This is a genomic window from Campylobacter concisus, from assembly GCF_003048405.1.
Taxonomy (GTDB): Bacteria; Campylobacterota; Campylobacteria; order Campylobacterales; family Campylobacteraceae; genus Campylobacter_A; species Campylobacter_A concisus_Q.
Genome location: NZ_PIQS01000001.1, coordinates 316,547 through 337,777, shown reverse-complemented (window position 1 = coordinate 337,777; position 21,231 = coordinate 316,547). Strand labels below are relative to the sequence as shown.

Below are 21,231 nucleotides of genomic sequence, written 5' to 3'. Positions count from 1 at the left end.
TTTCCCTATCTAAAACTTATGCCAAGTGCGTCAGCATCTACATAGTTTTTTTGTGTATTGTTTCTCTCACTCTTCAAACTTCGCCCCTCTTGTGGCGTTTGTGGTGCTTGCGGTTTGCTTTTATCTATACGTTTGCCACTTGCATCAAATTCTCTAAATTTAGGGTCGAAAAAGCCATTATCAAAATAATACTGATATTTTTGTGCTGCTGCTTTTTCAATATCCTCTGTATCTATCCCACTATCTTTTAGCGCTTGTATTTTATTTGTGATTTGTGATAGCCCCATATTTATTGAACTATCATTCTTTACTCTATAAGTTGTATCAGTCCAAGAGTTAGGACTTGGCAAGACCTCCATTAAGTCTTGATATTGTAAGTTTGACATCTTGCCTGTGCCAACTAAATCTTTTGCCCCTTGTTGTATAAATCCTAAATCGTTTTTAAATTTTTCCGTTTTTGGGTCTTGCATATTAAACCCTTTAGCGACAAAGTGACCTAAATTTTGTATAGCCCCTTGCTCGCCACCAGTAAAGCTATTTTTTGCATCAACTATTCGATCGAGCAGGCTAAAAACCCCTGCTATCTCGTCTCTCTCTTTTTGTGTTGGTTGTTTTTTCTTTATTGCAATGTTTGCATTTAGCCCTGCGTTATCACCAAGCAAGGCACTTATCCCATTTTTTGGATTATTGATATTTAAAATCGCCTTTTTGTATCTAGTTTGCACTTGTGGGCTTTGATCTTTTATGTTCTCAGGCAAAGTAAATCCTGCTGCATCAAAGGCTAAATTTGTCTCTAGCTCATCATCATTTAGACCACTATTATATTTTTGCACGTCAAAATTAAGTCTATTTGCGTTTGTGTTTGCGTTTTGCAAAGCAACGTTTGCCATTAGATGGTTATAGAGGGCATCATTTTGGTATTTATTTGCTTTTAGCCCTAGTTCTTGACCTTTTAGCCCAAGCTCATCACGCCTAAGCCCTTGCATTATAGAGTTATTATTTGCCGTTTCAGTTTCGGTTGTTGTGTGATGGCGAATATCTTCGTTTAGTTTATTTATGTTGTGTTGCTCGGTTGCTAAATTTGATCTATTCTCTTCTGCTAACTTTTGCTTAGTGAAGTTGTTTTTTACGCTGTCTTGGTAAATATCCCACAATGCTCTACCAGTAGCGCCCACTGCGTCTATTGTGTTCGTGTTATAGTTAAAATCTACCTTGTTGGGGTTAAAATATGGCATTTTTGCTCCTTTTTGTGAGGCTTAAATTAATAAGCCTCATCCTCTTGTTGTTTATGAAAGTTTGATGCGTTCCAAGCATTGACTAAATTTTGGTTTGCCTGATTTTCTCTTTGCAATTGCCTTTGTGAAAGCATCTTGTTAAAGTCGTAAGCATCTTTATTTAGATTAAATGCTTTTTTCGCCATTTTGCTTTGATTATAAGCGCTCCATAACGCACCACCAGTTCCTAAAGCTGTTAGCCAGTTAGGTGTGCCACCTGCGTCACCACCAAGCCAACTTAAAAAGCCACCGCCATTTTTGCCAAGCCCTTGTGTTATATTGCTTCCGCCCCAATCCCAACTCATTTTTTAACTCCTTATAGTCCTGCTAGTTTCAAAAGCTCTGCACCATATTCTACGTCGCTCACGTTCTCGCCTTTTTTGGCTCTATCAAACGCCGATAGCTCACTGCTTGCATTTGAGCCGCTTAAAATTTCGTCTGGCTTTTCTTTGCTTTTTGCCACATTGATCATCCCCATTGCGACTGCTTTCCAACCCACATAATTTTCGCCAAGTAGATCACTCATACCATGAGCTTTTGCAAACTCTGCTAAATCATCAGGGCGAATAGTTGGGTAGTCTTTTTTAAACTCTGCTAGGTTTTTATCAAAGACCGCTTGCCTCCTAGCTTCCTCTGCTTGTGCTGCCTGAGCTTGTGAGATTTGATCCATTTGAGCTTTTAGTGCGTCAAGATTTCCAAGACCTAAGCTATCAAGCAAAGCTTGTTTTTCAGGGTCAAGCTGTGGCTGTGCTGGCTCTTGTGGCTGTTCTTTTGCAGCCAAGGCTTCAGCCATTGCTTGCTTAATTGCTTCAATATTTAACTCCTCTTTCTTTTGCTCCTCTGGCGCTGCTACTTGTTCCGCTGGTTGCTCTTGTGGTTCTTGTGCCACTTCGTTTGTTTCAGGCTCTACCTGCTCGTCACCATTTACGATACTTACCAATTCGTTTAGTGCTTCTTGCTCTGTCATTTATTACTCCTCTTTGTAATTTTCAAAAAAACTTAAAAGGCTTTCGAGTGTTTTAATATTCTCAATCGCCCTTAACCTTATTTCATCGCTGTTCTTTTCATTTTGGCTAGCGGTCACACTTGCCGCATAAAGCCCTAATAGATATTCTGAAAAATCCCTAAACGCTTGGCATTGCGTCAGCTGGTAAAGCTCCTGCTTCTGCGATAGGCTCTGCCACGCTTGGTAAAATAGCCTGTGGCTTAAGTTGTTTAGCAAGCTCACTCTCCTTTCCGATAAAATTCTCTGGGTCTTTTATGCCATATAGTGGCAATAGCTCTAATAGGATTTTCTCGTTTGCTTCTTTCATTCTATTTGCACCATCGCCGTCCCCAAGTTGTAAGCACATACCGAATTGAGCTGATATAATCCCGCTAGCATCCATTAGACTTTTCTTTTGCACCTCTTTGTTTAATGCGCCTATCCCAGTGTTTAGGTTTATGTTAAAGCTCGGTGCTTCACCACGATTAAACCCTGCAAAAAATAATGGATCGCCATATTTCCAAACTAAAAATGCAAGGCGTTCAAATATAGGCTCAAAAAAGGTCTCATTGTAGGTTCTTATATACCCTTGAAGCCTTACGCTACCCTCATTTGCCATAATTGACGCCATTGTTGCTGTTTCTTGCCTAGTTGTTGGTGCTCCGTTTTGCTGTGGGCTTACTCCGCTTACTTCGCTCATCTCCTGCTCGATCACTTGAAGTGTAGCCATTGAAGCGTTGATGTCGCCAGGCGGTATTATCTTGATGTCTGCTGGGCTATCAGTAAAAATCGCACCACTTGGGCGCTCTAAATCAGCCCTTGATATACTTGCACTTCGGTTAAAAATGATCTTTGGCGTTGCTTGGTTTCTTGTTACGTCCGTAATTGAGTTTCTGATCGCATTTAGCTCATCTTGTAAAGGCAAAAGCGAAGCAAGAGCAGGCTCGCCATAAGCGCAAACAAACATTTTATCGGTATTGCGTTTTGTTTGTGGCAGCATATAGCCAAAAATAAATGGCTGTCCGTCTTTTAGTTCTACTTTATCTCTTAGTAGTTCGCTATTGTAAAGCGTGCTAACGCTCCATTTCTCATCGTTTAGTTCGTATATCTCATTTAGGCAAATTCTCTTATAAGGTCTATTCTCGCTTAGATCAATTTGCTTAAATGTTTTATTTTTGATTAGCTTTTTGATGTCGTTTGTTGTAAGGTAAATTCTGTGCACGATATAGCGGATGTCGTCTGTATTTTTGGCATCAGGATCAAAATAGATGTCGTTTATATCCACTTCCTCTATCTTTGCTTCATCTTTTCCCAAAAACACTTTTACAACCGAGCTTGCCGAGAAAGCAGCTTTTAAAAAGATAGGCGAAAAGATCTTATACAAATTTATCTTGTCGCAATAGAAATTTAGTGCCTCTTGCCACTTGTTGATCACGTCATGTGTTGAGTTTACATAAGGCTCTAGCTTGGCAAATGTGTCATTGTTGAAATATGTTTCGGTTAGGCCGTCATATATCCTTTTTGCTTTTGAATTTAGCTTTGGTGTGTAGTTTTTGCTCTTGTTTCTCTCTTTTAGGCTGTTATACTGCTTGCTTTCTAACACAAGCAAATAAGCGTCATTTAGCTTGTCAAAAAATGGTTTATACTCCGCATATCCGTTGTATGCTGTCTGCACTAACTCCTCGAGGTAGCTTATTCTTTCATCGTTCGTCATTTTCGTGTCCTAATCTGTAAATTGTTCTTGTGCTGACGTTCGCTAGCTCTGCCACTCTTTTTCTACTAAGCCCTTTTTGTTTTAGGGCCGTTGCAAGTTTTACTCTAGCTTGCTTTGTAGGGATAAATTTTGCCCCTTTTAGCCACTCACAAATCATCACACAAAAACATAGACGCAAGGCCTCATCATCAAGCGTTGCCACTTTTCTAATTAGCTCTACGTCGATACGCTCAAAAATATACTCGATTTGTTTTGCCAAATCTACCCAATTTTGGCACTCTTTCACCAAACGCCTCCGTCATCGTAGTTGATTGTGTTTATTTTTGCTGGCAATGGGTCAAAAAACGTAAGAGCAAGGGCATCCGCCAAGTCAGGGCTAAAGCCAAACTCTTTTTTGATATTCTCTTTTGGTAGTAGCAAATACCGCTCTTTCTTGTCGTAATAAAAACTAATGGTACTAAGCTGTTTTTTTAGTTTGTCATTTGGCACAATGCTAAGCAGCCTAAATTTCTCTTTGAGTGTGAAATATGCTTCCGCTCTCTTGTTGGCGTAAAGCTTCTCATTTGTTGCCTTGTATGAAAATTTTGCCTCTCTGACTATCCCACGCAAGCCAAAATCTATCAAGGTGTCAAATACTCCAGCACCCACGCCAACACTATCAATAAAAATAGCGTCTGGCTTCTCTTCACTTCTCTCATAAATGCTAAAAATCTCTCTTGCTAAGGCGGTAACACTATCAAGTCTAAATGTGTAAAAGTTCGTAACGCCGTAACCTCGCCTAATACAAAGCACGCTTTCGTCATCACCCTCACGTGCCACATCTAACCCCCAAATAATGCTAGCTTTTTCGTTTGGCATCTGAGTGCTAAAGGCATTTTCTATCAAAGCAAGGTTAAATAGCACATTTGAGGTTGTGTCTAAAAACTCGCCGTATATCTCTTGGCGTACTACGTCGCTATCTATACCGCCAAGCTCTGCGACCATTTCGTCTATTTGTTCTTTTTTAAGCAGTGGGTTATTAAAGCTTGATATTTGAAAATTTACCCAGTCTTTCTCGCCACTCATTCCACGTTTAGCAAGGTCATAAAAGCGGTTTTTGCCTTTTGGCACGCCGCCTATAAACGCTCTTGATTTTGGGTTGTCTAGTAACATTGCCCTTATGGCGTTGTCCCAAAGGTAGGCATCCTTTAGGATTATGCCGGCTTCGTTTAGGATCACTATGTCATAGCCAAACCCCTCGATATTTTCTGGACGTTCTGCACTTCTCATATCAAGGTAGCCCTCGCCGATACTTAGCTTTTTATCTTGTGCGTGAAATTTATACAGCTCTTTTGGCAGGGCTTTTAGCTCAGGTAAAAAATAGCGCTCATAATATCTTTGTAGGTTTGATGTGATAGTATCTACCCAAAGCACTTTTTTACCCTCTAAAAGCCACTCGATCGTAGCGTTTGCAATACCTTTGGTAAATCCTACACGCCGACCTTTTTCTATCGTCGTAAAGCGTGCGGTATTTTCAAAAAAGACTTCTTTTTGCCACGGCGTATAAGTTAGACAAAGTGTTGTTTCACTCATCACCTTTTATTTCCTTTCGCTCAATAATTATCTTTTGTTCGCTTTGTACGTTTGCATTATTAATCTGTGTTGCAGCAACTCTTTGATTAACCCCAAGCGTTAAACTAGCCTTGTCAATCATATCTTGCAGTGTTTTATAGTCGTTTGCGTTTAGCTCTATGGGCTCGAAAGTCTGCACCCCGTCACCGACGCCAACTTTTTCGTATTTGGTGTTTTTATCTAGCATGTCCATCACTCGATTAAGATTTTTTTGAGTAGCATTAAATATTAATCCGCGGTTATATGCCTCATCTTTAGCAGTGCTCAAAATACTGCTCATTTCTATTTCTGATTTTTGAGTTTGTGCCGACAACAGCGTTATTTGAGCTTCCACTAAATGCTCATTTTTTGGCGTTAATCCTTTGAGTAAATTGGCCACAGTGCCATTTGATACACTATGTTTTTTTGCTAGCTCCCTTTGTGAAAATTTGCCCGTATGAAAGTCAGCCAAAATTTTCTCTTTTATCTCATCTGTTATCTTCGCCATCAATAAATCCTAAACTCGCCCTCTATTACTCCAAGGGCTATTTTCCTCTCTAGTAGTTTTCGCTTGATCTTAAAAACTTCCGTCTGCATCCCCTTTACGTCCTCAATGATGCGTGTGCCATCTTTAAGGCGATAGGTAAAATCTGCTATGTATCTGATCTCACGCACGGTTCTAAAGCCTTGCCTCGTTGTTTCGTCTGCTATGGTGTAGCTAGGCATTAGCACAAACGGTACTTGGCGGTTTAACTCGCTGATCTCACCAGCTCGTTGTAAGGTTTCTAACTCTTGGTTTCTGCGCCATTCCTTAGCACTATCAAAGCCCTTGGTTTTTTTGTTGCCATATTTGCTTTTAACAATCGCCGAAACGTTGCCAATTCTCATCAGCTACCTCCTCATATTTTTCTATGCTTTTCTTTTTGTGTGCGTGACACCATTGATGACACTCTCTACAAACGGCTATTTGCTTGCTGTCGTCCTTATCTGCTCCAAATCTACCATATCTTACGTGGTGGCACTCTATGCTTTGTTGTTTCTCGCATATTTGACAAAGTGGATATGCTTCAAGTAGTCTTAGCTGATAGGCTTTATTTTTGCTTCTAGTTACTCGCATTAATATCCTACCTCTACATATTCGCCCATTTCTGTGTCTAATGAGTAGTGTCCACGAGTGCAAAAGTAAAAATAATCCGAGTTTGAGCTTAGTCCCGCACCCTCGCAGAACTCTATAGCATCTTGCTCGCTTGCGAATAAGGCCACTAACCAACCTTTTTCTATATCGCCCGCTTCTTTGAGCGTATCAAATAAAAACCGCTCTTTGTATTTTAGCCGTCCATTAGCATCAAACCAATCGTCGCTACCCTCTATCTCATCAAGTTCTAGTTTATAAACTGCATAATTTAAGATTTCACTCATATTAGCCCCCTTATCGTTTCTCTTAACCTTTTTTCGGCCATTTCGCAGTATTTAGCCTCTATCTCACAGCCAATGAAGCTTCTATTTAACTCCTTGCACGCCGCCGCCGTTGTGCCACTACCCATAAATGGATCAAAAACCAACTCACCATCGTTTGAGCTAGTTAAAATCAAGCTTTTGATAATACTTAGTGGCTTTTCACTAGGATGTCCGTATTCGCTCTTTTTTGCGTTTTGAGTAAAGAGCTTTGATCTTCCTCTTATCTTGACGCCTTTTGCTCTTATGTAGATAATATTTTCGATGTCACTTTTAAAAGTATTGTTTGTAAAAGGTGCTGCGTTAGGCTTGTGCCAAAATAGCTCAGCTACGTTATACCATTTTTCATAAGCCCAGCTCATTATCTCAGGCTTTTGTTTGGTAGAGCAAAAGATAAAAATATTTGTTTTTTTACAAATTCGTTCAAGCTCATTTAGTGTTGTTTTTACATCAAAGCCATCAGCTATCTTTGCCAAATCGCCCTTTTCATAGACAGGGCGCTTACCTAACCCACCGCCTTTTGTGTTTATGATGTAAGGTGGATCAGTAACGACCAAATCAACGCACGCATCAGGCATATTTTTCATAAAATCTAAGCAATCAATGTTATAAATTTTATTTAGTTCCATTAAAAAAGCCCCCTTGTTTTCTCATCCTTGTGCTTCTCATTCCACTTTCTCATTACTTCAAGCACGCCACTTGCATCCTTACGGCTTATCTCAAAGCTATCAAGTATCTTTTTATTTTCGTCTGCTACTTTTGCGATTATGCTCGCTCCGCTTTCGGCTATTGTGATATATACCGCTTTCATCTCACGCTCTCTTTGCAATATTTTTACGTATCTCTAAAAATTTTTGGCGTATCTCGTCGCTCATTTTGAGCGGTGCGTCTGGGTCAGCTGGGAGTAAATTTGTGTTATTCGCCGCTATTTGTTTTTGTTTTACTTCGCTTTCTCTTGTCTTGATCTGCACAACGCCTATTTTTTCTTGGTGCTCTAGCAGATATTCAAACAAGTGTGTTTCCTCGTCGTTTGTTAAGCGTTGAAATACGCCGTTTTCTAATACCCACTCATTTCTTAGTACGCCGTTTGTATCAACTGAAATTATCGTGCTTTCTAAAAAGCCACTGCCAGTTCCGCCATTACAAAGCCTTTTGCCTCTGTAAATTTCTTTACAAAACGCCGCTAAGGTATCTACATCGTTAAAAAATCTAAGCCCCTTTTCTCGCATTTTTAAAAAGACGATCTTGCTCCACTCCATTGTCGCCCTAAAAAGCAAAGCATCTGTGTTTTGATACTCTTTACGGTACTTCTCCGCAAAGACTGAAAATTTAATTAGCTCATTTGTAGCCACGTTTTTTAAAAGCAAAGAGTATTTTGCTAGCCTCGCAGGTGTTAAAAACCCCCTGCTATCGCCAAATAGTTCGCAAATGATTTGTTCTCGCTCACTCATAGCGCCATTTTCCTTTCACCGCTAATTATTTCGTTCGCTACTCTCTCGAAGTATGCGTCGTCCATTTCGCCTGCCACCATTGTTTCTCTTGCGGCTAGGCTGGTATTAGTTGGTGTGTTTTTACACTTGCCCCCTCGCTCTCTTTCCGTGCGATCCCAATTTCTCATAGCGGCTTGCCAGTCTTTCATCGGATTTTTGCCAACTACCCAGCCTTTGCTTTCGTAGAAGTCATAAAAGGCTTCACAATCAACTAGAGCTAAATTTGCTTTTTGCTTGTAGGCAATTAGTTCATCTAGCGTTGGTTTTTGAAAACGTTTAGCTGGTTTTTTCTCGCTCTCGCACGCACGCGCACATGTAGAAGCGTTAGCTTCTTCTGTCTCTAACTCTTTCTCTAACTCTAACTCTTTCTCTAGGGTTACGTTTTCGTTACCGCTCGTTACTGCGCCGTTACAATGTAACGCTTTAACCTCTTTTTGTTTAGCTCTAAATTCCCTAACTCTCTTTGCGCTGTCGCATTCTTTGCCACTTAGGCTTGCTGCTTCGGGGAGTCTCACATCTTCACCTTCGCCTTTTTGCAATAATCCCAAACTCTCAAAGATGGCCATAGCGGCTTTGACATTTATCTCTTGCTCTCTTATTTTTAGTGCGATCTCGGCTTCTATCGTCGGCTCTATACCATCAAAAAATATAACACCGTCATTATCTAGGCTTTTTAATAAAAGCTTAAGATAGATGCAGGTGTAAGTATCTCCACCAGCTACGCTCCTTATTTTTAAAATTTTAGGATCGTCGAAAAAATCTTTTTTTAGCTTTAGCCAATAGTATGTTTTACTCATCTAAACCCCCTTTAAAATTTCTATACCGCTTTGAGCTCCTAGACTGCTTATATATTCGGTTCTAGGTTCGTATTTGCTCTTTTTTAGTATTGCATTGATTTTTACCTTACTTACTCTAGGCACGTGTCTAGCACTAAATTTAGCCTTAACCGTTTGTAAGTTTAAACGATAGCCGCAAGTACACTCCATTCTCACTGGATAATCCATTTTTAAAAACATTGATTCCTCTTTGCACTTAGGACAAGCTCTTGGGCTACCTAATTCAGGATAAATAGCTAGTTGATCTTTTAAATTTAGAAATATCTCGTTAAAAAACTCGGTTTTTCGCTTTTTTATCTTGTACCAAAACATATCGCGCCTTTGTCCTGCTGGGACGTTCAAGCTTTCATATAAGCTCCAGCCTCCTTGGCGACGTTTATTGCAAAAGTGATAGCACACATCTTTAAAGTGCTTCTTTTCGTATTGGTTTTCGTAAAGTCCGCCATGTTTGGCATAAATGCGAAAATTAGGCGTATCTTTGCCTTGCTTACCTACAAAATTTTCTACGCAGTTCTTGTGGCGTGACACAAAACGCACATTTGAGGGCTCATAATCTCCGTCCGGATCTATACGATCTATCGTAAGCCCCTCGCGTCCTTTGTTTTCTTTAAGTGCGAAAAGATAAAAGCTAGTTGGATTGTTCATCCACTCCTCGCAGATTTTTATACATCTAGCACCATAAAATTTGTAGTCTTTGTTTTTAGGATCGTTGCAACGCCTCTTCATATCTGATAGTCGCCTGCGTTCTCTTAAAATTTGCTCTTTACTAAAGTCGCTTAAATTCATGTTTTCATATCCTAAAGTTGAAGTAATTTATCAACTCAAACAAGATGGCGCCAGCTACAAGCGATGTAATCGCAAGCTCTATACCAGGCATTACGCTATCCTTTCAGTGGGTTTTAGTATTGATGTACTACACCCACTTATTGCGTCTTTTTTTGATCCGATCTCGATCAGGAAGCCGCGCGCTATTAGCTCATTAACACGGCCGCAGACGCTGTTTATTGCTATGTTATACCAGCGTGAAATTTCTTGCCTGGTCGCACCCTCTTTGTGCTGGCAAAACATTTCATAAACGGCTCTACGTTTGCCGCTTAGCTCTGGCTTTAGTTTGTTATATGCCTCTAGGCTGTTACTTGCTATCATCGCACGCTCCTTAAGTTATCTTTCATATAAGCCCTTTTAAAATTTCTAAGCGACCAAGCCAAGAAATCCATAAAAAGGACTTATATGACAGATAAAGAGATAGCATTTGAGCTAACAAAATATTTCCTAGAAAAAGGCATCTTAAAGCCTTACATCATAGTAAGCGAAGAGCCTTACGCTAAGAGAGATAAGCCTACTTGTGACTTTGTAAAAGAAGTTACCGACACATATAGCCTTATCTTGAAAGAAATAACAACAAAACAAGACTAAGCTTTAAATGCCTGTGGAAATACCCACGAAATAGTCTTCAACCTTTCAAACTCTAGGTGCTCGTTATAAGAAAATCTATCCATAACGAGCGTTATCATCTTGATTTGGTCGTTTCTTTCTAGTTTTCGTAATGTTTTTGATATGTCTATGAAAGTTTCATCAAAAAGCCTTATTCGCTCTTCAATTTTTATCTTTTCTTCTACTTCACTCATCTTTGATCTCCTTTTGCTTTAGCTTGGTTTCTTGTTCAGATAGCCATTTAGGGAATTCTTTACCCCATTTATTAAATTGGACAAGCCGCCTATTACGATTTCTAAAATTTGGGTTTGGCTTTCTGTTTCCATTCATAACGCTTCTAGGCATTGACGTTTTGCCATACTCTTTCAATAGTTTTTTTCTAATAGTTTCTCTTAAATTTTCCATACGCAAATGATACAATACGTGTCTTTATATTTTTCTTAAAAAGAAACCAAACGTGTTTTTATTTCTTGTATAATGATACAAACAGTATCGAAAAGGAGACGTTATGGCGTTGGCTGAAATACTCAAATACTATTTGAATAAAAGTGGTGACACGGCAAAAAATATTGCCGAAGAGTTAGGCGTAACTAGAGCAGCTGTAACTAATTGGAGCAACGGCATAAGAAGTCCAAAAGACGCGGCTCAGTATAATGCTCTATCTGATCGCATGGGAGTTCCAGTTGATAAGCTATTAGATGATACTTTTTTGGAAGACCACGAAATAGCAGAGCTTTTTTCTAATGATATTAAAAATAAAAAATGGCAACTTAAAAGAATTAAAAATTTAATTACGATTAACTATTATGAAGACGTTGAAGCCTCTGCTGGGTACGGCGTAGTTAATGCAGAAATAAAGCCATTGCAAGTAGATGTAAGCCCTGAATTTTTAGAAAATGTCTTATCTATTCCCCACTATGGTAATATTGATGTAATCAAGGTGCGTGGCGATAGCATGGAGCCTTTTGTGAGTGATGGGGAAAGGGTAGTTATAGAGCGCGAAGCGGAACCAAAAAATGGGGATGTAGTAATAGCAAACTATAACGGCGATATTTACGTCAAAAAATTTTTTAAGAAGCCACCAAAAAAATATATAAAACTAAGTTCAATGAATAGTTTTTATCCTGATATTGAGCTAGAGGGTGACGAGGTTGATAGTCTCATTATTGTTGGGGTAGTTCGTGCCAAATTTAATCTAAAAATTAAGCTTTTTTCATAATAGTTGATTTGTGAATGGAGGCTGACTTATTTTAAAAAATAATTTCTGCCCACATAAAGAGGGTTACGAGTGCGAAATACTTGGCAAAGTCTGCGGTAAAGTCCATTGCGAAGTATATAAAGGGCTAACGTTTGAGGATTATGGGATAAAATAGACGCATAGTCGGTAGTTACTCCATAAATTCAAAGAGGTTTAGGGGAAGGCTTGATCTGAAAGAGCAGGTATCGTTCGAGCCTGCTTTTAAAAAAAGATCAATTTCAGCTCAATATAGTATATTTTTTGCTAAAATAAGTATAAAAATAGTTTATTTTTTGATATAATTCACAATTTTTTTTTAACAGTTCTTTTAAAATTTTATACTTTTAAACCATAATTAGACACAAAATGTCTTAAAAATTTAATATAATTTCATTGATTTTTTTATTGAAAGGAGCAAAAAATGAGAGCCATAGACTTAGCCAGAAGAATTATAAATATAGGCATTAGCAATGGAACCCCCGTAAGCAATTTGCACCTCCAAAAAATATTATATTTCGTAAATTTAATTTTTTTGCAAAACAATAGACTATTTTTAGTTGATCGCACATCTTTTGAAGCATGGATGCACGGTCCAGTAAATCCAGAAACATATTACCAATACTCCGTATACGGAGGAACGCCCATTCATACGCAAGAGGTAGAAACTCCTTTTTCTATGACTAACGAAAACGGAATGCCTTTAAGCGATGAAGAGAACGAAAACGTCAATCAGACGATTTTAGGGCTAATAAGGATAAACCCGTGGGTTTTGGTAGATTATTCCCATAGGGTCGGTGGTGCTTGGGAGAGGACATACAGCCAAAGGCCGTTTGGAGCAATCTCTCCTGAATTCATATTACAAGAGGCGGGAGTGCAAAATGCCAGAGGATAGCGCCGCTAAAAAGGAAGAAGAACAAGAAAAGCTTTTAAATAAAATACTTGAGGTTTTGGCAAGCACAAGCAGTAAAAAAATTAGTACTGAAACCAATATTCTAAAAGATCTTTCAAATTTAGAAGACAATAAGGATACTGAATACGAATTAGTCATAGATCTTTTGGGTAAATTATATGAAGATAGCAATTACAGACATCCATACACAATAGTATCTAGGTTTATTATAAAAAAGAAAAATGATCTTTTAAAAACTAAGAATATCGACGGAGTAGGCAATAAAATAGAAGAGGCATTATTACAATCTATTGCCAGTAAAATAGAAATGGTATATATAAGAGCAAGAGCTGGCGGCGGATTTGCTCACATGGAAAAATTATTTAAATTAAGAGATCATATTAATCTAGAAATAGCCAGAATAACCGACAATACAAGAGTGCAGCTGGCTTTAGAAGAGAAAATTATGCAAGCAAAAACCTCCCTTAATGAATTTTCTGCCACTTCTAAAAACATACAAAGAGATTATATTACTATCTTGGGTATATTTGCCGCAATTATCCTTACTTTCGTAAGCGGGCTAGTTTTTTCAAATTCCGTTTTGCAAAATATAGATAAGGCAAGTATTTATAAGCTTTTGCTTATATCTATAATAATAGGCTTTTTTATAACGAATATTTTATTATTTTTATTTAATTTTGTAAAAAGCATAACAAGAAATAATGAAAATAATAGCGTATTAGACCCACATATTTCATATTTTAATTTGGCTGCGATAATACTAATATTGGTGCTTTTTGCAGTATCTGTATCACATGAAAGTATTTATAAAAAATACGATAGCAACTCTACTATTAACGTTAATACCGCCAACATCAGCTTTAGCTCTAATCGTTAAGGTCATTTCCGTCCACGACGGCGACACTATCACTGTGCTAAGCGGCAAAGAGCAAACAAAGGTCAGACTATACGGCATTGACGCTCCAGAGAAAAAGCAAGACTACGGACAAAGATCAAAGCAGTTTTTAGCAAATTTGATCGCAGGACAAATGGTAGAAGTAGAGCCAAAGGGCAAAGATAGATACAAACGCACGCTAGGCAATATTTACTATAAAGGGCAAGATATAAACGCTCAAATGGTGCTAAATGGCTACGCTTGGGCTTATGTAAAATACTCTAAAATATATGTAGATCAAGAAAAGCTGGCTCGTGAGAATAAGCGAGGGCTTTGGCAGAGTAGTAATCCTACTCCGCCGTGGGAGTGGCGAAAACGTTAATAAGATAAAGCCTTGTATTTAGAACATCCGTCTTGGTTGCCATAATCGCAAGCTAGTCCAAAGAATTCTTTTGCTTTTAAAATGTCAAACCTAACACCAAGCCCATCTTTATACGCTATACCAGCTACAAAACAAGATGCATCATCTTTATATTTTTTACATAAAAGTTCACTAATTTTTGTAGCCGTCAAATAATCCCCTTCTTTTATAAGCAATTGTTGTTTTAAAAGACACAAACAAGCATCATTTATTTTATCGTCTGGCAAGAAAGGTTGCGTTTTAGTTGGGTCGTATTTATCAGGGCAAGCAGCAAACGCAGAAACCATTAACATGGCATCAGAAAGATCACTTAGCGCTTTATACTGCTCTTTTGTAAAATATCCACTATCATGCAAAGCTTTTACTACTTCTCTTTTGTATTGTACTATAGTAGCAATTTTGTAATTTGAAAAATTTGCTTCTGTCTCTTTCTTAGTTTTGTCTTGCGCTATATAAAAGTCTATAATGTTATCCAATACATTAATAATGTTAATTTTAGATACATTTTTATTCTCAAAATTTTGTTTCAGAATGTTTTTATAGAGATATATGCATGAGGGGATCGCTGTCGGTTTATTTCCCTCGCATTCCTTGGCTGCGATATTCCAAAGTTCATCATCTGTAGCATTTTTATGGGTTGCTTTGAATGTCGATATTTGTTGGAATTCGTATTCTTGTAACTTATATTGATAATCCTCACAAACTTCGGCACAAGAAAAAATAGCACCAAGGCACAAAACCAACAAAACTCTGGACACTTGCATTGCAACTCCTTTAAAACAAATTAATCAAAAATTATATCACAAACACCATTTTAATACAGCATCTGTTTTTGACACATAATGTATCATTTTTAAGGAAACAATAAGGACACGTATTGTATCATTCTCTCATCAAAACAAAAAACGTTTTGTAGGCTTCAAGCGTAAGCTGACAGAGTGAGCCTCCTGCGAGTTGCAGGTTAATCACGTTTCAATCTGAAGCGGATATAGCGAGCCGAAACGTCGCTATTCGGTATTAGCCCTGATTTAGGATAGTTTTTCACAGGGTTATTAATAAAACGAAAAACACTACTTTTTCTAATAAAAGCCTTGCTTGCTTAGAGTAGGCGAAAGCCTGCTACACATTATTTCATATACAAATTTTTCCTTTAAGTATAAATTGATTTCTAACATCTAGCTGGCGGTGGCGAGCAAGGTTTCTATTAGGAAAAGGAGCTAGAGATGAAAAAGCTAATTAAATTTTTTAGGGTGCTTTTCAGTAATGGCGGCGAGATAAAGAATATTGCCTATTTAAATATCAAAAGGAGTTAAAAATGAGTTTGAGCCATGACTTAGCGTGTGCCGAAAGTGACGTAAAAAATATAAATTTCGAGCAAGAATACGACGAGCTAATAAGTGATATTTTGGCAGTTTATAACCGCTATGACGACACGTTTAAAAACGCTCTTTTTGAGAACACTGGAGCGATAATCGACTTATTAATAGAAAGGTGCAGCCAAGACTTTTTTGCTTATGCAGCTTTGGTGTATGTACTATGCGTTGAAGTAGGTATAAGCAACGAAGCTTTTTTAAGTTACACGACTACTTATAAGCAAACACTCAAAAAACTAAGAGAGGAGACAAAAAAAGATGAGTTACTTAGTATTCAAGAGGCTTGTTGAGTTTTTTGGTGAGCCTGGTATGACCTGGGAAGATTTTAAAAAGATATTAGAAAGGTTAAAAAATGCTAACAAATAAAGAGTACCACGCACGCCCTGAAATATCAAAGAGCGACCTTGATCTACTTGCACGTAGCCCACTTCACTTAAAAATGAAAAATGAGCTTAAAAGTGAGCCTACAAAGGCTTTGCTTCTAGGCTCTGCGGTGCATAAGCTAGTGTTAGAGCCAAAGGATTTTTCAAATGAGTTTAGTGTAGAGCCTGATGTTGATAAACGCACCAAAGAGGGCAAGGCAATTTATAACGACTTTTTAGAAAATTTAGGCGATAAAACCTCGCTTGATATTGATACTTTTGGCTCAGCCGTAGAGATAGCAAACGCTGTTAATTCTATGCGTGAAACAGCTATATTTCTAAAAGACGGATTAGCCGAACAAAGCTATTTTAGCGAGATAGAGGGCGTAGCGGTCAAATGTCGCCCTGATTTTTATAATGAGAAAATGGGTGCAGTGATCGATCTAAAAACAACCTCAGACGCTTCGGCTACTGGCTTTGCTAGATCGGTCGCTAGTTTTAACTATCACATACAAGCAGCTTTTTACAGTGATATTTTAAGAAGCTTAGGCAAAGAAGTAAATTATTTCTTGTTTATAGCCGTTGAAACAAAAGCCCCTTATTTTGTAGGTTTTTATGAGCTTGACACCGCAGCGATAGAGCAAGGACGGAAAACATATCTTGAATTACTAGAGCTTTACAAATATTGCCGCGAGCGTGACGAGTGGTGGGGCTATGCAAAAAAAGACGGCGACAAGATAGAGGCGGTGCAAACTTTGAGCCTGCCAACGTGGAAATTTTACGAACAGATAGCGTGATTTAAAGAAAAAGTTTATTTTAAAAATCTTTAAATAAAATTTGAAAATTTTTGTCTAAAGGTATAAGAAATGGCGCTGCTTAGATGTTGGTATATCAATAAAAGGCTAAAAAAAGAAGAGGAGTGGCTTATCCCAAAAGAAAATTCTTTAAAAAAAGAAGAGTTTTTACAAAAGCTTGATCTTTACGACAAAGCCGATATTTTTTTACAAGAAACTCTTTTTAAAGAGCTAATAAGCTTTAAATTTGTAGCGTATGCGATTATAAAATACATTGCAGTTTTTTTTACTACTCTTTTTATATTCGATAAGCTTTCTTATAGATCAGGTGATGATGCTTTTATGCTTGCTATTTTTTTAGCAGTGATCATAACTATCCTTTATAAAAACAAGGACGAACAAATAATTATCAATAGAATAAATGAGGCACGGATACAAATAGGAGCAAGCAGAACTAGAATACTAACTGAAGCGGTAGAAATTCTTTTAAATAAAATAGAAAAACAAGAAGAAAGAGAAAAGGACTTATAATGGCAGAGGAAAAAGAAATATATTATGACAATGAAATAGACCATGTAGTAATTGTGTCTGGCAAATATGTCGATAAAATAAAGTTAGATACAGAGCCAAAGTACTCGAATTATACAAAAATAGAGGAAGAGCTAACACAAAAAGTTTCGGCACTATACGGGTCACCTATTAGTCCGTCTAAGAGCGGTGGTAAGCATATAGCGCTTAAAACCGAAAACGGGGATGAGCTTTATGTGGTAAAGTGGCATTTTGAGAAGCAAAACATAGTTAAGCGTGTATGTAAAGAGCTAGGCATAACTCAAAGAGAGTTAGCAGAGAGGATAGGAATGAGCGCGGATAGCTTAAACACTGCTGTATCTAACGGAAAAATAAGCAAGATGACAGAAGCTGCCGTTAAGCTAGTCGCAGAAGTTGAGGGTTTAAAAAAAGACTTGGAAAAATATGAAAACTTACGCAATGCGATAAAAGACGCCATATCATAAGAGCGGACAAAATGTCCGTTCTTAGTTATTCTTAGATTTTTATTTTTAAAATCTAAAAAATACTTAGAAATCTCTTGACATATTCTAAATAATAATATATAATTCCGACATAAAATCTAAATATTACTTAGAAAGGTCGGAAAATGAACTCATTATTTTCAAGTCAAGATTTTCAGACAGAAAATAGACTTCAACCCACAGTACAAGTTGCCAACAACTACGGCGTAAGCGAAAGTGCAATCTCAAAACATTTCAGTAGAAACAAAGACGAGATTATAGAGGGCATTCATTATCTCTTAGATACCAACTCAAAATTTGGCACAAAAACAATCAAATGGACTTTAGAAGGCGTGTATATGCTCGGCTTCTTTGTCAAAAAAAGCAAAGTAGCGAAAGAATATCGCAGCAAAGTAGCAAAAGCCATAGCGCAGGCTAGAGAAAAACAGCTAGCCGAAGCGAAAGAAACAAAAGCCCGTAATATCGAGCTAGCTCATAAATATGCAGACCTTGAAGCCTATGCTAAATTTGAAGTCAAACGCCAGGCCGACCAAATCAACGGCTACAAATCCCAAATATCTCAACACAACGCCGTGATCGCTAGTTTAAAAAACGAACTAGCCGAATTTAAACCTAAAAACGGCGAACCTAGATATGAAACCTTAAAAACACTACTAGAACACGCGAGGAAAGAGCGGGATTTTTACAGAAAGAAGAGCATAAAACTAGAGAATGAAAAAAGGGATAAGGAATTGAGGACATTTAGAGCGTTGCAGCAGACGAAAGAACAACTAGAACACGTCTATACGGCAATAGGCGCGGTCGAAGCATACGTGGCGAACGACGACCGCTTTTTTATGGAACAAAATGAAATTTTGAAAGGATAAAAAAATGAACCAACTACAAGAATACCAAGATAGAAAAACGGAGCTTGAGGTAAAGAAATTTGAGCTTGAACAAAGGAAAGCCAAAGCTTTCGTGGCTACTGATTTTTTCCCAGCTCATTTACGCAAGGGTAACGAAACAGCAAATATCGGAACGGCGATTATTGTGCTTGATTTAGCCCAGCGTATGAATATAGGCGCTTTAGAGGTAGCACAAAGTATTTATATCATTCATGGCAAGCCTAGTTTTGAAACGAAATTTTTAGTTGCTAGGCTAAACTCAAGCGGACTTTTAAAAGGACGATTGCAAACTATTGTAAGCCCTGATGACAATAGCGCACATTGTGAAGCCATAGATGCCCAAACTGGACAATTATTAAAAGGCACAACCATAACAATGGAAATGGCAAGGCGCGAGGGCTGGCTAAGTAAAAACGGCTCAAAATGGCAAACAATGCCAGAGCTAATGATGAAATATAGAGCGCAAAGTTTTTTCATAAATGAATTTTTCCCAGAAGTAAAATATGGGCTTAAAACATCTGATGAAGCGGAGGATATTGTTACATTTGAGCCTAATGAACAATCAAAAACACCGCCAAAAGCTGGACTAAACGAGCTTTTAAATAGTTTGGAAAAACCGAACAGCTCAGTTGGTGCAAAAAATTCACAAACTGAATACATCGAAGCTGCGCCCCTTGAAGTTGAAATCGCAACTGTAAAAGAAAATTTGACAGTTGAGCCAATGCCTCACGATCTACTACAAAGCGAACTGGTAAAAAGAGGCGCTAGTGAAATAGAGGCTGAAAAATTAGTTGAGAGGTTAAGTATTGATGACGCTACTGCCTATCTAAACGACCCAAGCAGCATAGACAATTTAATAGAAAATTTAAGGGGCTGATATGGACAAAACACCACTAGAAAAAGCCGAAGTTGTTTTTTTCATAATTACAAAAAATTTGGAAGCTATGGGACTTATGAATTTTCTTGTTTATACCATTTTTCTAGCAGTCTTTTATGTTAGCATTAATTCTTTAGTGTGCATTATAGAAAAAGCTATCGGCGTGGTAACTGTGCCGCGATGGTATGACGTAATAATATTAACCATTTTTATACTATTGTGGGTATATGGGATATACATTTATAAAAAATGGGGGTACGCAAATGTTTAACAAAGTAATTTTAGTGGGGCATCTCACGCGCGATATTGAGCTTAGATACACTCAAGGCGGCGCGGCGATAGGTAGCTCTGGCATAGCCGTAACCCGAAAATACACGCTAAACGGCGAGAAGCGCGAAGAAACGTGCTTTATCGATATAACGTTTTTCGGGAAACAAGCGGAAGTAAGTAACCAATACCTACAAAAGGGAAGTAAGCTTTTAGTCGAGGGTCGATTAAAATTCGACCAATGGCAGGATAGCAACGGGCAAAACAGAAGTAAGCATAGTGTCGCTGTGGAAGTAATGGAAATGCTAGGCGACGCAAAATAAAACAATCAAGGCTATCAGCAGGGTGGCTATTCGCACTCGCAGCAAGTAGCGCCTAAGAAACCGCAACAGCAAAAACCGCCTGCCGATGACTACGAAATAGACATTGATGCCGGCAAATACGACAACGACGAAACGATACCGTTTTAGGGGCTAAAAATGGGCAAAAATTTTAGTGGCAACACAAACAAGCGCCGATCAAAAAGCGACTTCTACCAGACGCCGTATAACATCACGCGGCGGCTTTTAGAAGTTGAGAAATTTAAGGGGCGCATACTAGAGCCTGCTTGCGGGGCTGGCGCGATAACGGCGATTTTAAAAGAGGCTGGCTATGATGACGTCACAGCTTACGATTTGCTACTAAATGGCAAAGACTTTTTAACTGAAACTCGTAAATTTGATGCGATTATCACAAACCCGCCGTTTAGTCTAGCCAAAGAATTCATTTTAAAAGCCTGCGAAGTCGCGCCCAGATTTGCTTTTTTACTGCCGCTAAACTATCTGCACGGCAAAGAGCGGCTAGACGAGATTTATTCGCGTGAGATTTTAGAAAAAATCTACATATTTGTGCGCTACCCTTTGTTATCTCGCGAGATTAGAAGTGACGGCAAATACGATACAGGCATGATGGTGTATGCTTGGTATATTTTCGATACTAGACACAAAAGCGCGCCGACCATACACTGGATAGACAACGATAGCGACGTAGTGAGGAAAGGGAAATAATGTTTTTTGGAATATCTGAAAAAATTAGACGAAAAACGAGAAAGAATTTTAGCGATCTACTCAAAAGTCATTGTGGTATGAGCGAATACTCTATCGATGATTTGATGGATATGATAGATAGAGAGGAAGCTATTTATTATGGGTTAGCAAAATTTGAGAAGACTGAAAAAGACGGCAAGGAATTTTATATCTGCGATTTGCTCGGCGAAGAGTATCTTTTTGAGCGCCAAGACGATTGCTTGGTGTGGCAAAGAGGCGGGATGTGCGAGGGAAGCTATTACGGGCATATCGCCCATGAGCGCAAAGATGGCAAATGGGTGGTTTTTGAGATCGATTATTCTGTCTAGTGGTATCATACCCCAAGCTTATGCTAGAAA

At 38.2% G+C, this 21,231-nt stretch carries 32 protein-coding genes and 1 pseudogene; 15 read left to right on the top strand and 18 right to left on the bottom strand.

Features of this window, described 5'->3' with window-relative positions:
- Positions 1-5: 5 nt before the first annotated feature.
- The 16 genes from CVT18_RS01820 to CVT18_RS01745 all read right to left on the bottom strand — a co-directional run bounded on the left by CVT18_RS01820 (position 6) and on the right by CVT18_RS01745 (position 10,490).
- The gene (locus CVT18_RS01820; protein ID WP_107824168.1) at positions 6-1,235 is read right to left on the bottom strand and encodes a hypothetical protein; all 1,230 of its coding nucleotides are present in this window, start codon (positions 1,233-1,235) and stop codon (positions 6-8) included.
- A gap of 26 nt (positions 1,236-1,261) precedes the next feature.
- Positions 1,262-1,579, bottom strand: coding sequence for a hypothetical protein (locus CVT18_RS01815; protein WP_180998521.1), 318 nt, complete (start codon positions 1,577-1,579; stop codon positions 1,262-1,264).
- Positions 1,580-1,590: 11 nt separating this feature from the next.
- Entirely contained in the window at positions 1,591-2,241 is a 651-nt protein-coding gene (locus CVT18_RS01810; RefSeq protein ID WP_107824167.1) for an HIT family hydrolase, read from the bottom strand.
- A 157-nt stretch (positions 2,242-2,398) separates the two neighbouring features.
- A complete protein-coding gene (locus CVT18_RS01805; RefSeq protein WP_199907355.1) occupies positions 2,399-3,973 on the bottom strand; it encodes a phage head-tail adapter protein in 1,575 nt (524 codons plus the stop codon).
- Complete coding sequence (locus CVT18_RS01800) at positions 3,960-4,259, bottom strand: helix-turn-helix domain-containing protein (protein WP_107824166.1); 300 nt, start codon at positions 4,257-4,259, stop codon at positions 3,960-3,962. Before CVT18_RS01800 ends, CVT18_RS01805 begins: the two co-directional genes overlap by 14 nt.
- Positions 4,256-5,545: a phosphatase gene (locus tag CVT18_RS01795; protein WP_107824165.1), complete on the bottom strand. Its 1,290-nt coding sequence runs from the start codon at positions 5,543-5,545 to the stop codon at positions 4,256-4,258. Before CVT18_RS01795 ends, CVT18_RS01800 begins: the two co-directional genes overlap by 4 nt.
- Positions 5,538-6,071: a hypothetical protein gene (locus tag CVT18_RS01790; RefSeq protein WP_107824164.1), complete on the bottom strand. Its 534-nt coding sequence runs from the start codon at positions 6,069-6,071 to the stop codon at positions 5,538-5,540. Before CVT18_RS01790 ends, CVT18_RS01795 begins: the two co-directional genes overlap by 8 nt.
- Positions 6,071-6,451, bottom strand: coding sequence for a DUF1064 domain-containing protein (locus CVT18_RS01785; protein ID WP_107824163.1), 381 nt, complete (start codon positions 6,449-6,451; stop codon positions 6,071-6,073). Before CVT18_RS01785 ends, CVT18_RS01790 begins: the two co-directional genes overlap by 1 nt.
- Positions 6,420-6,680, bottom strand: coding sequence for a hypothetical protein (locus CVT18_RS01780; protein ID WP_107824162.1), 261 nt, complete (start codon positions 6,678-6,680; stop codon positions 6,420-6,422). Before CVT18_RS01780 ends, CVT18_RS01785 begins: the two co-directional genes overlap by 32 nt.
- Positions 6,680-6,982 carry a hypothetical protein gene (locus CVT18_RS01775; protein ID WP_107824161.1) on the bottom strand — a complete coding sequence of 101 codons (303 nt, stop codon included), beginning with the start codon at positions 6,980-6,982 and terminating at the stop codon, positions 6,680-6,682. The genes CVT18_RS01780 and CVT18_RS01775 overlap by 1 nt, the downstream gene beginning before the upstream one ends.
- Entirely contained in the window at positions 6,979-7,647 is a 669-nt protein-coding gene (locus CVT18_RS01770) for a DNA-methyltransferase (protein WP_107824160.1), read from the bottom strand. The genes CVT18_RS01775 and CVT18_RS01770 overlap by 4 nt, the downstream gene beginning before the upstream one ends.
- Complete coding sequence (locus tag CVT18_RS01765; RefSeq protein ID WP_107824159.1) at positions 7,647-7,829, bottom strand: hypothetical protein; 183 nt, start codon at positions 7,827-7,829, stop codon at positions 7,647-7,649. The genes CVT18_RS01770 and CVT18_RS01765 overlap by 1 nt, the downstream gene beginning before the upstream one ends.
- A gap of 1 nt (position 7,830) precedes the next feature.
- Positions 7,831-8,469 carry a hypothetical protein gene (locus CVT18_RS01760; RefSeq protein ID WP_107824158.1) on the bottom strand — a complete coding sequence of 213 codons (639 nt, stop codon included), beginning with the start codon at positions 8,467-8,469 and terminating at the stop codon, positions 7,831-7,833.
- On the bottom strand, positions 8,466-9,305 hold the full coding sequence (locus CVT18_RS01755) for a phage replisome organizer N-terminal domain-containing protein (protein ID WP_107824157.1): 840 nt from the start codon (positions 9,303-9,305) through the stop codon (positions 8,466-8,468). Before CVT18_RS01755 ends, CVT18_RS01760 begins: the two co-directional genes overlap by 4 nt.
- A complete protein-coding gene (locus CVT18_RS01750) occupies positions 9,306-10,130 on the bottom strand; it encodes a hypothetical protein (protein ID WP_107824156.1) in 825 nt (274 codons plus the stop codon).
- Between the two features lie 90 nt (positions 10,131-10,220).
- Positions 10,221-10,490, bottom strand: a complete 270-nt coding sequence (locus CVT18_RS01745; RefSeq protein ID WP_107824155.1) for a hypothetical protein — start codon at positions 10,488-10,490, stop codon at positions 10,221-10,223.
- A gap of 84 nt (positions 10,491-10,574) precedes the next feature.
- Here CVT18_RS01745 and CVT18_RS01740 point away from each other — a divergent pair, with 84 nt between their 5' ends.
- On the top strand, positions 10,575-10,760 hold the full coding sequence (locus CVT18_RS01740) for a hypothetical protein (protein WP_107824154.1): 186 nt from the start codon (positions 10,575-10,577) through the stop codon (positions 10,758-10,760).
- Here the strand turns inward: CVT18_RS01740 and CVT18_RS01735 are convergent.
- Entirely contained in the window at positions 10,757-10,972 is a 216-nt protein-coding gene (locus tag CVT18_RS01735; protein ID WP_107824153.1) for a hypothetical protein, read from the bottom strand. The genes CVT18_RS01740 and CVT18_RS01735 overlap by 4 nt on opposite strands.
- Positions 10,973-11,286: 314 nt before the next feature.
- Here CVT18_RS01735 and CVT18_RS01725 point away from each other — a divergent pair, with 314 nt between their 5' ends.
- From CVT18_RS01725 to CVT18_RS01705, 4 genes are all read left to right on the top strand, one after another.
- Positions 11,287-11,997, top strand: coding sequence for an XRE family transcriptional regulator (locus tag CVT18_RS01725; protein WP_107824151.1), 711 nt, complete (start codon positions 11,287-11,289; stop codon positions 11,995-11,997).
- A gap of 439 nt (positions 11,998-12,436) precedes the next feature.
- A complete protein-coding gene (locus CVT18_RS01715; protein ID WP_107824150.1) occupies positions 12,437-12,907 on the top strand; it encodes a Panacea domain-containing protein in 471 nt (156 codons plus the stop codon).
- On the top strand, positions 12,894-13,802 hold the full coding sequence (locus tag CVT18_RS01710) for a hypothetical protein (protein WP_107824149.1): 909 nt from the start codon (positions 12,894-12,896) through the stop codon (positions 13,800-13,802). Before CVT18_RS01715 ends, CVT18_RS01710 begins: the two co-directional genes overlap by 14 nt.
- Positions 13,720-14,181 carry a thermonuclease family protein gene (locus tag CVT18_RS01705; RefSeq protein WP_107824148.1) on the top strand — a complete coding sequence of 154 codons (462 nt, stop codon included), beginning with the start codon at positions 13,720-13,722 and terminating at the stop codon, positions 14,179-14,181. The genes CVT18_RS01710 and CVT18_RS01705 overlap by 83 nt, the downstream gene beginning before the upstream one ends.
- Here CVT18_RS01705 and CVT18_RS10415 read toward each other — a convergent pair.
- Entirely contained in the window at positions 14,178-14,984 is an 807-nt protein-coding gene (locus CVT18_RS10415) for a sel1 repeat family protein (RefSeq protein ID WP_107824147.1), read from the bottom strand. The two genes, CVT18_RS01705 and CVT18_RS10415, sit on opposite strands and share 4 nt — an antisense overlap.
- Positions 14,985-15,535: 551 nt before the next feature.
- Here CVT18_RS10415 and CVT18_RS01695 point away from each other — a divergent pair.
- The 10 genes and pseudogenes from CVT18_RS01695 (at position 15,536) to CVT18_RS01650 (ending at position 21,201) form a co-directional block, all read left to right on the top strand.
- Positions 15,536-15,883, top strand: a complete 348-nt coding sequence (locus CVT18_RS01695; RefSeq protein ID WP_107824146.1) for a hypothetical protein — start codon at positions 15,536-15,538, stop codon at positions 15,881-15,883.
- Between the two features lie 62 nt (positions 15,884-15,945).
- Positions 15,946-16,752 (top strand): PD-(D/E)XK nuclease-like domain-containing protein, encoded by an 807-nt coding sequence (locus tag CVT18_RS01690; RefSeq protein WP_107824145.1) that lies wholly within the window; start codon positions 15,946-15,948, stop codon positions 16,750-16,752.
- A 69-nt stretch (positions 16,753-16,821) separates the two neighbouring features.
- Positions 16,822-17,280, top strand: a complete 459-nt coding sequence (locus tag CVT18_RS01685; RefSeq protein ID WP_107824144.1) for a hypothetical protein — start codon at positions 16,822-16,824, stop codon at positions 17,278-17,280.
- Positions 17,280-17,762, top strand: a complete 483-nt coding sequence (locus tag CVT18_RS10410; protein ID WP_234410254.1) for a helix-turn-helix domain-containing protein — start codon at positions 17,280-17,282, stop codon at positions 17,760-17,762. The genes CVT18_RS01685 and CVT18_RS10410 overlap by 1 nt, the downstream gene beginning before the upstream one ends.
- Before the next feature lie 143 nt (positions 17,763-17,905).
- Positions 17,906-18,646: a hypothetical protein gene (locus CVT18_RS10230; protein ID WP_199907354.1), complete on the top strand. Its 741-nt coding sequence runs from the start codon at positions 17,906-17,908 to the stop codon at positions 18,644-18,646.
- Between the two features lie 4 nt (positions 18,647-18,650).
- Positions 18,651-19,541: a hypothetical protein gene (locus CVT18_RS10405; protein ID WP_234410253.1), complete on the top strand. Its 891-nt coding sequence runs from the start codon at positions 18,651-18,653 to the stop codon at positions 19,539-19,541.
- A 1-nt stretch (position 19,542) separates the two neighbouring features.
- Positions 19,543-19,812 carry a hypothetical protein gene (locus tag CVT18_RS01665; protein WP_107824143.1) on the top strand — a complete coding sequence of 90 codons (270 nt, stop codon included), beginning with the start codon at positions 19,543-19,545 and terminating at the stop codon, positions 19,810-19,812.
- Positions 19,805-20,278: pseudogene (gene ssb / locus CVT18_RS01660) on the top strand (single-stranded DNA-binding protein). The gene CVT18_RS01665 and the pseudogene ssb overlap by 8 nt, the downstream one beginning before the upstream one ends.
- Positions 20,279-20,287: 9 nt before the next feature.
- On the top strand, positions 20,288-20,854 hold the full coding sequence (locus CVT18_RS01655) for a hypothetical protein (RefSeq protein ID WP_107824142.1): 567 nt from the start codon (positions 20,288-20,290) through the stop codon (positions 20,852-20,854).
- On the top strand, positions 20,854-21,201 hold the full coding sequence (locus CVT18_RS01650) for a hypothetical protein (protein ID WP_107824141.1): 348 nt from the start codon (positions 20,854-20,856) through the stop codon (positions 21,199-21,201). The genes CVT18_RS01655 and CVT18_RS01650 overlap by 1 nt, the downstream gene beginning before the upstream one ends.
- Positions 21,202-21,231: the final 30 nt, after the last annotated feature.

Bases quoted from the DNA above. Each gene is read 5' to 3' on its own strand.
- CVT18_RS10230 (WP_199907354.1), top strand. From the start codon at position 17,906: ATGAACTCATTATTTTCAAGTCAAGATTTTCAGACAGAAAATAGACTT.
- CVT18_RS01760 (WP_107824158.1), bottom strand. From the start codon at position 8,469: ATGAGTGAGCGAGAACAAATCATTTGCGAACTATTTGGCGATAGCAGG.
- CVT18_RS01765 (WP_107824159.1), bottom strand. From the start codon at position 7,829: ATGAAAGCGGTATATATCACAATAGCCGAAAGCGGAGCGAGCATAATC.
- CVT18_RS01755 (WP_107824157.1), bottom strand. From the start codon at position 9,305: ATGAGTAAAACATACTATTGGCTAAAGCTAAAAAAAGATTTTTTCGAC.
- CVT18_RS01815 (WP_180998521.1), bottom strand. From the start codon at position 1,579: ATGAGTTGGGATTGGGGCGGAAGCAATATAACACAAGGGCTTGGCAAA.
- CVT18_RS10410 (WP_234410254.1), top strand. From the start codon at position 17,280: ATGGCAGAGGAAAAAGAAATATATTATGACAATGAAATAGACCATGTA.
- CVT18_RS10415 (WP_107824147.1), bottom strand. From the start codon at position 14,984: ATGCAAGTGTCCAGAGTTTTGTTGGTTTTGTGCCTTGGTGCTATTTTT.
- CVT18_RS01795 (WP_107824165.1), bottom strand. From the start codon at position 5,545: ATGAGTGAAACAACACTTTGTCTAACTTATACGCCGTGGCAAAAAGAA.
- CVT18_RS10405 (WP_234410253.1), top strand. From the start codon at position 18,651: ATGAACCAACTACAAGAATACCAAGATAGAAAAACGGAGCTTGAGGTA.
- CVT18_RS01740 (WP_107824154.1), top strand. From the start codon at position 10,575: ATGACAGATAAAGAGATAGCATTTGAGCTAACAAAATATTTCCTAGAA.
- CVT18_RS01690 (WP_107824145.1), top strand. From the start codon at position 15,946: ATGCTAACAAATAAAGAGTACCACGCACGCCCTGAAATATCAAAGAGC.
- CVT18_RS01785 (WP_107824163.1), bottom strand. From the start codon at position 6,451: ATGAGAATTGGCAACGTTTCGGCGATTGTTAAAAGCAAATATGGCAAC.
- CVT18_RS01695 (WP_107824146.1), top strand. From the start codon at position 15,536: ATGAGTTTGAGCCATGACTTAGCGTGTGCCGAAAGTGACGTAAAAAAT.
- CVT18_RS01710 (WP_107824149.1), top strand. From the start codon at position 12,894: ATGCCAGAGGATAGCGCCGCTAAAAAGGAAGAAGAACAAGAAAAGCTT.
- CVT18_RS01685 (WP_107824144.1), top strand. From the start codon at position 16,822: ATGGCGCTGCTTAGATGTTGGTATATCAATAAAAGGCTAAAAAAAGAA.
- CVT18_RS01725 (WP_107824151.1), top strand. From the start codon at position 11,287: ATGGCGTTGGCTGAAATACTCAAATACTATTTGAATAAAAGTGGTGAC.
- CVT18_RS01805 (WP_199907355.1), bottom strand. From the start codon at position 3,973: ATGACGAACGATGAAAGAATAAGCTACCTCGAGGAGTTAGTGCAGACA.
- CVT18_RS01750 (WP_107824156.1), bottom strand. From the start codon at position 10,130: ATGAATTTAAGCGACTTTAGTAAAGAGCAAATTTTAAGAGAACGCAGG.
- CVT18_RS01810 (WP_107824167.1), bottom strand. From the start codon at position 2,241: ATGACAGAGCAAGAAGCACTAAACGAATTGGTAAGTATCGTAAATGGT.
- CVT18_RS01820 (WP_107824168.1), bottom strand. From the start codon at position 1,235: ATGCCATATTTTAACCCCAACAAGGTAGATTTTAACTATAACACGAAC.
- CVT18_RS01775 (WP_107824161.1), bottom strand. From the start codon at position 6,982: ATGAGTGAAATCTTAAATTATGCAGTTTATAAACTAGAACTTGATGAG.
- CVT18_RS01650 (WP_107824141.1), top strand. From the start codon at position 20,854: ATGTTTTTTGGAATATCTGAAAAAATTAGACGAAAAACGAGAAAGAAT.
- CVT18_RS01780 (WP_107824162.1), bottom strand. From the start codon at position 6,680: ATGCGAGTAACTAGAAGCAAAAATAAAGCCTATCAGCTAAGACTACTT.
- CVT18_RS01770 (WP_107824160.1), bottom strand. From the start codon at position 7,647: ATGGAACTAAATAAAATTTATAACATTGATTGCTTAGATTTTATGAAA.
- CVT18_RS01655 (WP_107824142.1), top strand. From the start codon at position 20,288: ATGGGCAAAAATTTTAGTGGCAACACAAACAAGCGCCGATCAAAAAGC.
- CVT18_RS01665 (WP_107824143.1), top strand. From the start codon at position 19,543: ATGGACAAAACACCACTAGAAAAAGCCGAAGTTGTTTTTTTCATAATT.
- CVT18_RS01735 (WP_107824153.1), bottom strand. From the start codon at position 10,972: ATGAGTGAAGTAGAAGAAAAGATAAAAATTGAAGAGCGAATAAGGCTT.
- CVT18_RS01745 (WP_107824155.1), bottom strand. From the start codon at position 10,490: ATGATAGCAAGTAACAGCCTAGAGGCATATAACAAACTAAAGCCAGAG.
- CVT18_RS01790 (WP_107824164.1), bottom strand. From the start codon at position 6,071: ATGGCGAAGATAACAGATGAGATAAAAGAGAAAATTTTGGCTGACTTT.
- CVT18_RS01705 (WP_107824148.1), top strand. From the start codon at position 13,720: ATGAAAGTATTTATAAAAAATACGATAGCAACTCTACTATTAACGTTA.
- CVT18_RS01715 (WP_107824150.1), top strand. From the start codon at position 12,437: ATGAGAGCCATAGACTTAGCCAGAAGAATTATAAATATAGGCATTAGC.